This window comes from Bradyrhizobium sp. LeoB3, assembly GCF_055456055.1.
In genome coordinates this window covers 19,957-32,525 of the sequence record NZ_JBVBEF010000083.1, presented here as the reverse complement: position 1 = coordinate 32,525, position 12,569 = coordinate 19,957, and the positions used below count along the sequence as shown (strand labels likewise).

The following is a 12,569-nucleotide window of genomic DNA, read 5'->3' as shown; positions in this document are numbered from 1 at the left end:
CTTGGCCGCGACCGGCCGTGGGCGAAGGCGTGAGGTCTTGTCCGAGAGCCGGATGCGGGAGATCTGCCTGTCCGGTTCGACGAGCGGGATGTGGAAACGGAGTCACGGCTACACCACTAAGGCACCGCCAGACGAAAGGGGCGGGAACAGATATGTGTAGCCTAAAGCCACCGCGCCACATCTCGACTCCACCATGAGCGGTAATGCTCCGACTGATCATAAGATTTCCGCTTGGCCGAACGAAGCTGACGTGTACGCCTATGAGTACACAACCCTAGCGGCCGTCTTGGTCCTCCCAATCCTCCCATTCAACATCATTGTTGATCTCCAGATAGGTGGAAACGGCGGCGCCGACGGTCGGGAAGAAGCTGTCCTCACCAAGCTGCGCCAGTAATCCGAATTTCTTCAGCTTGTCCTTTACGGGATCCTTGAGTTCGGCAAAGCGAAGCTCGATACCCCGCGCGTGTAGTGTCTCGTCCAACTGGGCAAGTGTATCGCCGGCGGTGACGTCCACGCTGGTGACCGGCTCGGCGGCAACGACCAGCCAGCGCACGGGCGTCGGTGATTTCGCCACCGCGTCCATAATGCGCTCGTTGAAGAATTCGGCGTTGGCGAAGAACAAAGGCGCGTCCCACCGAAACAGCACCAGCCCCGGGACCTGGCGTGCATCCGGATATCTGGTGATGTCGTGATAACCTTTGACGCGGTCGGCGCGGCCCAACACGGCCGAGTGCGGGCGCCACCCGTCCCATAGAAACTCGGCGATGGCGATGGCGATGGCGAGGCCAATTCCCGGAATCACCCCGAGCGCGGCCACACCGACAAAGCAGACGATCGACAGCCAGAACTCCCATTGCTGGATGCGATAGATCCGTTTGAGGTCGGTGACCTCGAACAACCCGATCGCGGCGGCGATGACGACGGCGGCGAGCGCGGCGTTGGGTAAATGCTGAAGCAGGTTTGGCGCTACCAGCAGCAGAAGGGCGATGGCCAGCGCGCCGACGACACAAGTCAGTTGGGTGCGGGCGCCGGCGGCTTCGGCAACCGGCGTGCGCGAACTGCTGCTGCTGATCGGAAAGCCCTGGAAAAAGCCGGCTGCCAGATTGGCGGCGCCAAGCCCCACCATCTCCTGGTTGGGATCGGCGTGCGTGCCCAATCGTGCCGCAAAGGCGCGCGAAAGCACGCTGGTGTCGGCGAACGATATCAGCGCGACGGCAGAGCCGCCGAGCACGACCGGCACTATGTCATTGGTGCCGATCAGGGGAACGGCGAAGCCCGGCAATCCCTGCGGAAGAGGACCCAGAACGGTGACGCCGTAATGCGGTCCGAGACCCAGCGCACCGACGATGACCGTCGCCGCGACCACTGCAATCAGGACACCTGGCAGACGCTTGTTGTTCCGGAGCAGGAGAATAATGATCAAGCTGCCGAGTCCAATCCCGAACGCGATCCAGTTGGTCTTGCCGTCGAGGATCGCATCGGCGATTGCCCACAAGCTCCGCAACGGTCCCTCGCTCTCGATGGAGAAACCGAACAGCTTTGGCAGTTGGCTGACCAACACGGTCAGGGCAATTCCGTTCATGTAACCGTAGCGTATCGGCTTGGAGAGAAGCTCGGTCACAAAACCCAGACGCGCAATGCCTGCCAGAATGCATACCGTCCCGGATACGATCGCCATTGCGCCGGCCAAGGTTGCGGCGCGCAGAGGATCGCCACCCGACAGCGGAACGACGACGCCGAGGATGACGGCTGCGAGAGCCGAGTCCGGTCCCAGCACAAGGATGCGGCTGGGCCCGAACAACGCGTAGACCAGCAGCGGTACGATCGTTGCGTACAGACCGTAGATGCCAGGCAAGCCCGATGCTTTCGCGTAGGCAATCCCAACCGGGACCAGCATGGTCGCCAGCACGAGCCCGGCGAAGACATCATGGCGGAGCGACGCCGCTTCATATCGACGGATGGCGTCGAGACCTGGCAGCCAGCGGCTCCAATGCTTCATTGCCGGTCACTCCCCAACCCGGTCGGGCTCGCACCATTCTCGGATCAAACCGGGCAGAGGTTCAAGCTGGGCGGACGGAGCGGGGCAGGCGACTTACGAATTACTCTGCTCCTCGAACGCCTTCACCGATACCGCGGCGACCTGCCGCAGTGCCTCGCGGTCGGCGCCCGACGAGGCCATCACGCCCATGCCGGCGATGACTGCGGAGAGATAGCGCGCGAGCGCGGCGGGGTCAGCGGTTTCCTTCAGGTCGCCCTCGGCCTTCGCCCTGACGAAGCGCTCGCGGAGCTGGTTTTCGGTCTGCGCCCGATGGGCGGCGAGTTCGAATGGAACGTTTGCCGAGCCGGTGCCGCAGGCAAGACCGCCCTGGACCAGCAGGCAGCCGGGTGGGTTGGCCGGGTCGGTCTGGGTATCGGCGGTGCCCATCAGCATGCGCTCGGCCACCCCGCGGGCGGTCGGCGCGCTCACGATTTCTTCCATCCAGCAGGCCCGTTTGGCGCTATAACGATCGAGCGCAGCCTTCAACAGGCCCTCTTTGCTGCCGAAGGCCGCGTACAGGCTCGGCGGATTTATGCCCATGACTTCAGTGAGTTGCGCGATCGTCGCGCCCTCATAGCCGTGCCGCCAGAACACTTCCATCGCCTGGTCCAGCGCCGCGTCGGCGTCGAACGCCCGGGGCCTGCCCATCGCCATTGCGTGCTCCCTGAAAATTTCTTAACATGCGCTACATAAGTATCTTGCGGACCGGCGTCCAGATCCACATTTGTAGCGCTCACTACATTATGGAGCGCGCAAATGCCCCCCGCCCGTATTACCCCCCGTTCTGGCCGATTCCGACGCATCGTTGGCGGTATTGTGATCGTTGGCGCCGTCGTGGCGGCCGGATCGGTCCTTTCCGGCCGCTATTTTTATGCCGCGCAGGCGACCAGTGCAGCCGCCGCACCGGAGCAGGCCGTCGCCGTGACGGTCGCGGCCATCGAGCCCCGACAGGCCAATCTGTGGGACGATTTCTCCGGCCGCCTCGAGGCCATCGACCGTGTCGAGGTCCGGCCGCGTGTCGCCGGAGCGATCCTTTCGACCAACTTCACCGAGGGCTCGCTGGTGAAGGCCGGTGACGTCCTGTTCAAGATCGATCCCGCGCCTTACGCCGCCGAGGTCGACAAGGCCAAGGCGCAGCTCGAGGCCGCCAAAGCGCGCGTGGTGTTCACGACCAGCGAACTCGAGCGCGGCGCGCAGCTCGTCGGCAACGCCGTCGTGACGCGGCGCGACTATGACCAGCGCGACAATGCCAATCGCGAAGCGATTGCCAACGTCAAGGCCGCCGAGGCGACGCTGCAAACCGCTAAGCTCAATCTCGACTATACCGAGGTGCGCGCGCCCGTGGACGGTCGCGTCGGTAAGTTCGAGGTCACCGTCGGCAATCTCGTCGCCGCCGGTACCGCGTCGCCGGTGTTGACCTCGCTGGTCTCGGTCAATCCGATCTATGCCAGCTTCGACGCCGACGAAGAGGTGGTGCTGCGCGCGCTGAACTCGATCGCAGATGCCTCCGGCACGCGCGGCAATCTCGACCGGATCCCGGTGGAGATGACGACGTCCGGCGGCACCACCGCCAAAGGGCATATCCAGCTCATCGACAACCAGGTCAACGGCCAGAGCGGCACCATCCGCGTGCGGGCGGTGTTCCGCAATGAAGACGGCCGCCTGATCCCGGGTCAGTTCGCCCGCGTGCGCATGGGCCAGCCGCAGAAGCAGACGCTTGTGCTGGTTGATGAGCGCGCGATCGGCACCGACCAGGACAAGAAATTCGTGATGGTGGTCGGCGAGGATAGCCGCGCAGTCTACCGTCCGGTCGCGCTCGGCGGCACCGTCGACGGCCTGCGTATCGTCACCTCGGGCCTGAAGGCGGGCGAGCGCATCGTCGTCAATGGCCTGCAGCGCGTGCGCCCCGGCGCTCTCCTGAAATTGGAGATCGCCGAAATGGGCGCGCGGGGCACCCAGCAGGCCGCTGCCGATAGCAACAATCAGCATCTGGCGCAGCAGTGATGCCTGATGACTTGGCGCTCGATCGATCCGCCGGACTCCACCTCGCCCCGCTTGCGGGGAGAGGTCGGATCGCATCGAAGATGCGATCCGGGTGAGGGGGAACCTCTCCACGAGTCTATCTCTCACCGTGTTTGCGGAAGCTCCCCTCATCCCGACCTTCTCCCCGCGTGCGGGGAGAAGGAGAAACTCCCCAACTCCTGAATTGATCGCATTGGAAGGCTCCGCACAGGCGGGGGCACACCCATGAATCTCTCGAAATTTTTCATCGACCGCCCGATCTTTGCAGGCGTGCTGTCGGTCCTGATTTTCCTCGCCGGCCTGATCTCGCTGCTTGCGATGCCGATCTCGGAATATCCCGATGTTGTGCCGCCTTCGGTCGTGGTGCGCGCCACCTATCCCGGCGCCAATCCGAAGGTGATCGCGGAAACGGTCGCGACCCCGATCGAGGAGCAGATCAACGGCGTCGAGAACATGCTCTATATGAGCAGCCAGGCGACCACCGACGGCGCGATGACGCTGACGGTGACCTTCCGCCTCGGCACCGACCCCGACAAGGCGACGCAGCTCGTGCAGAACCGCGTGCAGCAGGCCGAGCCGCGCCTGCCGGCGGTGGTGCGCCAGCTCGGCATCATCACCAAGAAGAGCTCGCCCGACCTCACCATGGTGGTGCATCTGTTGTCGCCGAACAGCCGCTACGACATGACGTATTTGCGCAACTACGCAGTGCTCAATGTCAAGGACCGGCTGGCGCGGATCGACGGCGTCGGCGACGTCCAGCTCTATGGCGCCGGCGACTATTCGATGCGGGTCTGGGTCGATCCGCAGAAGGCCGCCGAGCACGGCCTGACCGCGAGCGATATCGTCAGGGCGATCCAGGCGCAGAATGTCGAAGCCGCCGCCGGCGTGGTCGGCTCCTCGCCCAGCGTCAAGGGCATCGACCTGCAGCTTTCCGTCAACGCCGAGGGCCGGCTCGCCAGCGAAGAGCAGTTCGGTGAGATCGTGGTGAAGACCGGCGCGCGCGGCGAGGTGGTACGGCTGCGTGACGTCGCGCGCATTGAGTTAGGGGCTTCCGAATATGGCCTGCGCTCCCTGCTCGACAACAAGCAGGCGGTCGCGATCCCGATCAACCAGGCGCCCGGCTCCAACGCCCTCGATATCTCCACCAAGGTCCGCGCCACCATGGCCGAGATCAAGAAGAACATGCCCGATGGCGTCGACTTCAAGATCGTCTACGATCCCACGCAGTTCGTGCGTTCCTCGATCGAGGCGGTGGTGCACACGCTCTTAGAAGCGATCGTGCTGGTCGTGCTGGTGGTCATCCTGTTCCTGCAGACCTGGCGCGCCTCGATCATTCCGCTGCTCGCGGTGCCGGTGTCGATCGTCGGCACCTTCGCGGTGATGCATGTGTTCGGCTTCTCCATCAATGCGCTCAGCCTGTTCGGCCTGGTGCTCGCGATCGGCATCGTCGTCGACGACGCCATCGTCGTGGTCGAGAACGTCGAACGCAATATCGAGTCCGGCTTGTCGCCGCGGGAGGCCACCTACCAGGCGATGAAGGAAGTGTCCGGCCCGATCATCGCGATCGCGCTGGTCCTGATCGCGGTGTTCGTGCCGCTCGCCTTTATCTCCGGCCTCACCGGGCAGTTCTACAAGCAGTTCGCGTTGACGATCGCGATCTCCACCGTGATCTCGGCGATCAACTCGCTGACACTGTCGCCGGCGCTCTCGGCGCTGCTGCTGAAGGGCCATCACGAGCCCAAGGACAGGCTGACGCTGATCATGGACAAGGGGCTGGGCTGGTTCTTCCGGGGCTTCAACCGCGTCTTCACGCGCTCCTCGGAGAATTACGGCCGCAGCGTCACCAAGGTGATCTTCGGCAAGACCGCCGTGATGGGCGTCTATGTGCTCCTGATCGGCGTCACCGCCGTGCTGTTCAAGCAGGTGCCGAGCGGCTTCGTTCCCGGCCAGGACAAGCAGTATCTGGTCGGCTTCGCGCGGCTGCCCGACGGCGCGACGCTGGATCGCACCGAGGAGGTCATCCGCAAGATGAGCGACATCGCGCTGACGCAGCCCGGCGTCGAAAGCTCGGTGGCGTTCCCGGGTCTGTCGATCTCCGGCTTCACCAACTCCTCCAACGCCGGCATCGTGTTCTCGACGCTGAAGCCGTTCGACGAGCGCAAGGACGCTTCGCTCAGCGGCAATGCGATCGCCGCCGAGCTCAACAAGAAATATGCCGGCATCCAGGAAGCCTTCATCGCGATGTTCCCGCCGCCGCCGGTCAACGGTCTCGGCACCATCGGCGGCTTCAAGCTGCAGATCGAGGATCGCGCTGGCCTCGGCTATGACGCGCTCAACGAGGCGACCAAGGCGTTCATGGCGGCGATGTCGAAGGCGCCGGAGATCGCCGGCCTGTTCTCGAGCTTCCAGGTCAACGTTCCCCAGCTCTATGCCGACATCGACCGCACCAAGGCGCTGCAGCTCGGCGTGCCCGTGACGGAGGTGTTCAACACGCTCCAAATCTATTTGGGCTCGTACTACGTCAACGACTTCAACAAATTCGGTCGTACGTACTCAGTCTATGTCCAGGCCGACGCGCCGTTCCGCGCCCGCGCCGACGACATCAGGCAGTTGAAGGTGCGTTCGGCCTCCGGCGACATGGTGCCGCTATCGGCGCTGCTGAAGATCCGCCAGAGCGCAGGGCCAGAGCGCGCGATCCGCTACAACGGCTTTTTGTCGTCGGACATCAACGCCGCTGCGGCGCCCGGCTATTCGTCCGGCCAGGCGCAGGAAGCGGCGACGCGGATCGCCGCCGAAGTGCTGCCGCCGGGCTTTGCCTTCGAATGGACCGACCTGACCTATCAGGAGTTCATCGCCGGCAATTCCGGCCTCTGGGTCTTCCCGCTCGCGATCCTGCTGGTCTTCCTGGTGCTGGCTGCGCTCTATGAAAGCCTGACGCTGCCGCTCGCGATCCTCATGATCGTGCCGATGGGACTGTTGGCTGCGATGTTCGGCGTCTGGCTCTCCGGCGGCGACAACAACATCTTCACCCAGATCGGCTTGATCGTGCTGGTGGGATTGTCGGCGAAGAACGCGATCCTGATCGTCGAGTTCGCGCGCGAGTTGGAATTCGCCGGCCGTTCGCCGATCCGCGCCGCGATCGAGGCGAGCCGCTTGCGGCTTCGCCCGATCCTGATGACGTCGATGGCGTTCATCATGGGCGTGCTGCCGCTGGTGCTCTCGACCGGCGCCGGCTCGGAGATGCGTCGCGCGATGGGCGTCGCAGTGTTCTCCGGCATGATCGGTGTCACGATCTTCGGTCTGTTCCTGACGCCGGTCTTCTATGTGTTGCTCCGCAGCGCCACCGGCATGAAGCCGCTGACGCATCACGGCGAAGCGACCATTCCAACAAAGGCCCACGCGGCATGACGCCGCGCGGGCCCGGAGCGTGATCACGCATTACAAAAAGATGAAGCGGGATGGTTTCGAGGAAAAATCATCCCGCTGCGGTCCTCACCTCAAGCGGCGAGGTCCTGCAGCAGTTTCGACGAGCCGCGCACCAGCACCTTGCGTCCGGCAGGCGTTAACGCCAGCGAATCGCCCCGCATCGCGGCGAGCCCCAGCGTGATCAGGCTATCGACCGCAAACCTGCTTATCCTCGAAGGGTTTGCTGCAGGTGCACGCAACGCCTTGAGAACTTCCCACTGATCGGTTGTCAGCTCGTAGTCGAATTCGTCGTTCATGGTCCCTCGGATTCGTTAACCATCGACGGGGCGCGTATTACCCAGCCCTCGTGAAGAACATGCGACCAGAACGAGTCAGGATTTCGAATTACGGGGATAGACCGTCACATCATCGTGTGGCTGGAATTCTTCAATATTTTCAAGCCATCCATTGAATCTTAACCAGGTGATACAGCAGCACTTCTGACGTGCAGCCCGGGTGCAGCGCAGCGTAACCCGGGGCATCCTGCGCCCGCATTCGCAAGCGGTCCCGGGTTACGCTGGCGCTTCACCCGGGCTACGCGCCTTTCGCGATCAGCCGCGCCGGACGCTGGCGCCGCCATCCACAGGCAAGGTTACTCCGGTAATAAAGCTCGCTTCATCTGACGCCAGAAACAGCGCGGCGTTGGCGACGTCCCAGCCGGTGCCCATCTTCTGGCGCAGCGGCACCTTGCTGTCGCGCTCGGCCTCGACTTCCGCGCGGCTCTTGTTGAATTCGCGGGCGCGGGTGTCGACCGCCATCGGCGTGTTCATCAGGCCGGGCAGGATCACATTGGCGCGAATGCCGTATTGCGCGTTCTGATAGGCAAGCTGTTCGGTGAAGGCGATCATCGCCGATTTCGTCGCCTTGTAAGCGACGTAAGGGTAGGTCGTGATCGCCGCCATCGAGGAGATATTGATGATGGCGCCGCTATTCTGCGCGCGCATGATCGGGATCACATGCTTGGCGGCGAGGATGCAGCTCTTGAGGTTGATCGCGACGCAGCGGTCGAACGCCTCTTCGCTGATCTCAAGCAGTTCGGCATCGCCGCCTGCGAGGCTGACGCCGACATTGTTGTGCAGGATATCGACCTTGCCCCAGCGCCGATGCGCGTCCGCCACCATCGCTTTGATCTCGGCGTTCTTCGTCACGTCGGCCTTGAAGGCGACAGCGGTGCCGCCCTTCGCCGCGATCATGTCGACGGTCTCCTGCGCCGAATCCAAATGGTGGTCGACGCACAGCACCTTGGCGCCCTCGCGCGCGAAAGTGAGGGCGGTGGCGCGGCCGTTGCCGATGCCCTCGCCGGGACTCTGGCCGGCGCCGACGACGATGGCGACACGATCTTGAAGGCGCATCTCTGCTTCACTCCCGCTTTTCGTTCTTGTCCATCGGGGTTCTCCCCGTTGACGATAGCGTTTCAAAGATGCGCGGGGCCGGCAAGGGGGCGGGAGATATGCTGTCAGGCCATGAATGCAGGCCCTTCAACGCATAGCAAAACGGTGCATTTTATGCAGCCATAAAAAGCTTGCACGAACGGGGAGCGAAGCATGTCGCTGATGGAAGTTGGCCTGGACGACAAGTACCGGTTGGACGTCAAACGCATCTTTCTTTCCGGTACCCAGGCGCTGGTGCGGCTTCCCATGCTGCAGCGCGAACGCGATCGTGCGCAGGGACTCACCACAGCGGGTTTCATCTCCGGCTACCGCGGCTCGCCGCTCGGTATGTACGACCACACATTGTGGCGGGCGAAATCTTTCCTCAAGCAGCACGACATCGCCTTCGTCCCTGGCCTCAACGAGGATCTGGCCGCGACTGCGGTGTGGGGCAGCCAGCAGGTCGGCATGTTTCCGGGCGCCAAGGTCGATGGCGTGTTCGGCATCTGGTACGGCAAGGGACCCGGCGTCGACCGCTCGCTCGATGCGCTGAAGCACGCCAATTCCGCCGGCACGTCAAAGAACGGTGGCGTGATCGCGCTCGCCGGCGACGACCATGGCTGCCAGTCCTCGACGCTGGCGCATCAGAGCGAGCAGGTGTTCGCATCGGCGCTGATGCCGGTCGTCAATCCGGCCACGCTGCAGGACTATCTCGACCTCGGCATCCTTGGCTTCGCCTTGTCGCGCTACAGCGGCTGCTGGGTCGGCTTCAAGGCGATCTCTGAGACGGTGGAGAGCTCGGCCTCGATCATCAGCGATCCCGACCGCATCCGGATCATCACGCCGGATGATTTCGAGATGCCGCCGGATGGCCTTTCCATTCGCTGGCCGGATGCGCCGCTCGAACAGGAGCGCCGCCTGCACGGCTCGAAGATGCAGGCCGTCGCCGCCTTTGCCCGCGCCAACCGCTTCGATCGCATCGTGCTCGACTCCAAGCCGGCGCGGCTCGGCATCATGGCGACCGGCAAGGCCTATCTCGATCTGCGCCAGGCGCTCGCCGAGCTCGGCATATCAGACGCCGAGGCGCAAGCCTTGGGCCTTCGCATCTACAAGGTCGCGCTGACATGGCCGCTGGAGGAATCCGGCGCCCGCGCCTTTGCCGAAGGATTGCAGGACGTGCTCGTGGTCGAGGAGAAGCGTGGCTTCATCGAGGACCAGCTCATCCGCATCCTCTACAATGTGGATGCTTCCAGGCGGCCGTCGGTGGTCGGCAAGCGCGATGAGAGCGGCGCGGTGCTGCTGCCGAGCGAAGGGGAGTTGACGCCGACCATGGTCGCTGCCGCTGTCGTCGCGCGGCTGCGCAGGCTCGGCCATCGCAGTCCGATGCTGGAGCAACGCCTCGCCAAGCTGGAGGCCTTCGATCGGCCGGCCGAGGGCATCGGCGCCGCAAAACTGCAGCGCACGCCCTATTTCTGCTCGGGCTGTCCGCACAACACCTCGACCAAGATCCCGGAAGGCAGCCGCGCCATGGCCGGCATCGGCTGTCACGGCATGGCGCTGTCGATCCCGGCGCGCCGCACCGCCACCATCTCGCATATGGGCGCCGAGGGCGTGGCCTGGATCGGGCAGGCGCCGTTCACCGACGAGAAGCACGTCTTCCAGAATCTCGGCGACGGCACCTACACCCATTCAGGCCTGCTCGCACTGCGCGCCGCGGCCGCCGCCGGCGTCAACATCACCTACAAGATCCTCTATAATGATGCGGTCGCGATGACCGGTGGCCAGCCCGCGGAGGGTAGCTTCACGGTGTCGCAGATCGCGCACCAGGTCGCCGCCGAAGGCACCAAGCGCATCGCCATCGTCTCCGATGATCCGACCAAATATCCGGCCAACTATTTCCCCACTGGGGCCACCATCCATCACCGCCGCGAGCTCGACGCCGTACAGCGCGAGCTCCGCGACATCGCCGGCCTCACGGTCCTGATCTACGACCAGACCTGCGCGGCCGAGAAGCGCCGTCGCCGCAAGCGCGGGCTCTATCCCGATCCGCCCAAGCGCGTCTTCATCAACGAGCGCGTCTGCGAGGGCTGCGGCGATTGCTCGGTGCAGTCGAACTGCGTCTCGGTGCAACCGCTCGAGACCGAGTTCGGCCGCAAGCGCCGCATCGACCAGTCCAACTGCAACAAGGATTTCTCCTGCATCGAGGGCTTCTGCCCGAGCTTCGTCACCGTCCACAATCCCAAGCTGCGCAAGGCCGACCGCACCGCTACCGATCCGTCGGCACTGTTTAAGGATTTGCCGACGCCGAAGCCGCAGGCGCTGTCCGGCCCCTACAATATTCTCGTCACCGGTATCGGCGGCACCGGCGTCATCACCATCGGCGCGCTGCTCGGCATGGCCGCCCATGTCGAAGGGCTCGCCTGCTCGACGCTCGATTTCACCGGCCTGTCGCAGAAGAACGGCGCGGTCATGAGCCATGTCCGCCTTGCGCCGCGTGCGGAGGATCTCGCCAGCGTCCGCATCGCCGCGGGCGGCGCCAATCTGATCCTCGGCTGCGACATCGTGGTCGCGACCAGCGTCGCGGCGCTCAGCCGGGCCGAACGCGGCGTGACGCGCGCGATCGTCAATGCCGACCTGCTGCCGACCGCGAGCTTCGTGATGAATCCCGACCTCGATTTCGAGGCGGGCGCGATGCGTGACACGCTGAGCGGGGCCGTCACCTCGTCCGACCTCGACATCCTCGACGCCACCGGCCTTGCCACCGCGCTGATGGGCGACAGCATCGCCACCAACGCCTTCCTGCTCGGCTTCGCCTTCCAGCGCGGCGCGGTGCCGATGTCGCTGGAGGCGCTGATGAAGGCGATCGAGCTGAACGGCGCCGCCGTCGAGATGAACAAGATGGCCTTCTCATGGGGCCGGCTCGCCGCGCACGACCTGGCGCGCGTCGTCAGCGCCGCGCGCTTCAAAACGTCGAGCGCGGCGCCGGCACGGCGCACGCTCGACGAGATCATCGCCTTCCGCGCCAAGTTCCTCGCCGACTATCAGGACGAGGCCTATTCGCAGCGTTACCTCGCCGACGTCGCGCGGGTGCGGGCCGCCGAGACGGCAGCGGCCCCCGGCTCACATGAGCTGACGGAGGCGTTTGCAAAAGGCCTGTTCAAGCTGATGGCCTACAAGGACGAGTACGAGGTCGCGCGGCTCTATACCGATGGCGAATTCGCGAGGGCGTTGAAGGAGCAGTTCGACGGCGAGCCCGGGTTGAAGGTGCTGCTCGCCCCGCCGCTGTTCGCGCGTCGCGACAAGGTCACCGGACATCTGCAGAAGCGCGAGTTCGGGCCCTGGGTGTTCAGCGCGTTCAGGCTGCTGGCGCGGCTGAAACGCTTGCGTGGTTCCGCGCTCGATATCTTCGGCTACACCGCCGAGCGGCGGATGGAGCGGGCGCTGCCGGGCGAATATTCGGCGATGATCCTGCGCCATCTCGGCAACAAGCCGCTCGATTTGCCGCGCTTGGTGGCGCTGGCGAAGGCTGCGGAGTTGGTACGCGGCTACGGCCACGTCAAGGAAGCGAACGTCGCTCGCTATCGCCAGGAGTGCCAGCGGCTCGAAGCTGCGATCGGTCAGCCGGTCGCGCAGGCGGCCGAGTAGGTTCCGATCCGGTCCGGTGCTTGGGCTGA

General features: G+C 64.5%; 7 protein-coding genes. 3 read left to right on the top strand and 4 right to left on the bottom strand.

Annotated elements, in window-relative coordinates:
* Positions 1–274 precede the first annotated feature (274 nt).
* Together ACZXDY_RS34900 and ACZXDY_RS34895 are read right to left on the bottom strand one after the other, a co-directional pair.
* Positions 275–1,999: a SulP family inorganic anion transporter gene (locus tag ACZXDY_RS34900; protein WP_464348651.1), complete on the bottom strand. Its 1,725-nt coding sequence runs from the start codon at positions 1,997–1,999 to the stop codon at positions 275–277.
* Positions 2,000–2,092: 93 nt separating this feature from the next.
* Positions 2,093–2,692 (bottom strand): TetR/AcrR family transcriptional regulator, encoded by a 600-nt coding sequence (locus ACZXDY_RS34895; RefSeq protein ID WP_130226168.1) that lies wholly within the window; start codon positions 2,690–2,692, stop codon positions 2,093–2,095.
* Positions 2,693–2,794: 102 nt separating this feature from the next.
* Between ACZXDY_RS34895 and ACZXDY_RS34890 the strand changes: the two genes are divergently transcribed.
* Together ACZXDY_RS34890 and ACZXDY_RS34885 are read left to right on the top strand one after the other, a co-directional pair.
* Positions 2,795–4,042, top strand: a complete 1,248-nt coding sequence (locus ACZXDY_RS34890; protein ID WP_464348650.1) for an efflux RND transporter periplasmic adaptor subunit — start codon at positions 2,795–2,797, stop codon at positions 4,040–4,042.
* 243 nt (positions 4,043–4,285) lie between these two features.
* Positions 4,286–7,468 (top strand): efflux RND transporter permease subunit, encoded by a 3,183-nt coding sequence (locus tag ACZXDY_RS34885; protein ID WP_464348649.1) that lies wholly within the window; start codon positions 4,286–4,288, stop codon positions 7,466–7,468.
* A gap of 89 nt (positions 7,469–7,557) precedes the next feature.
* On the opposite strand, the gene ACZXDY_RS34880 is transcribed toward ACZXDY_RS34885, so the two are convergent.
* The gene (locus ACZXDY_RS34880; protein WP_028169157.1) at positions 7,558–7,782 is read right to left on the bottom strand and encodes a hypothetical protein; all 225 of its coding nucleotides are present in this window, start codon (positions 7,780–7,782) and stop codon (positions 7,558–7,560) included.
* 294 nt (positions 7,783–8,076) lie between these two features.
* Positions 8,077–8,877, bottom strand: a complete 801-nt coding sequence (locus ACZXDY_RS34875; RefSeq protein ID WP_130226164.1) for an SDR family NAD(P)-dependent oxidoreductase — start codon at positions 8,875–8,877, stop codon at positions 8,077–8,079.
* Between the two features lie 192 nt (positions 8,878–9,069).
* Between ACZXDY_RS34875 and ACZXDY_RS34870 the strand changes: the two genes are divergently transcribed.
* Positions 9,070–12,540, top strand: a complete 3,471-nt coding sequence (locus ACZXDY_RS34870) for an indolepyruvate ferredoxin oxidoreductase family protein (RefSeq protein ID WP_464348648.1) — start codon at positions 9,070–9,072, stop codon at positions 12,538–12,540.
* The last annotated feature ends 29 nt before the right edge of the window (positions 12,541–12,569 follow it).